Source organism: Streptomyces sp. ATLC9 (assembly GCF_057196705.1).
Genome location: NZ_JBXUOY010000657.1, coordinates 1 through 223, shown reverse-complemented (window position 1 = coordinate 223; position 223 = coordinate 1). Strand labels below are relative to the sequence as shown.

1 protein-coding gene is annotated in these 223 nt (G+C 70.4%); it reads right to left on the bottom strand.

Going from position 1 to position 223, the window contains the following annotated elements; translation table 11 throughout:
- A partial coding sequence (locus tag AC2CJA_RS27520) for an NAD(P)/FAD-dependent oxidoreductase (RefSeq protein ID WP_484605314.1) occupies positions 1-223 on the bottom strand: 223 nt, incomplete at both ends.

The window sequence follows — 223 nt, the reverse complement described above, 5'->3', positions numbered from 1 at the left end:
GACGGTGAGGTAGCCCTCGCCGTCCAGGGTGAGCTGGCCGTGGAACAGCTCGGTGCGCGGGTCGTGGCCGATGGCGATGAACAGCCCCGTCACCGGCAGCCGGGAGGTGGCACCGGTGGTGGTGTCGCGCAGGGTCAGCCCGGACAGCTTGCCGCCGTCCTCGTGCAGCTCGGCGACCTCGCTGTTCCACACGAACTCGATCTTGTCGTCGGCGAAGGCCCGC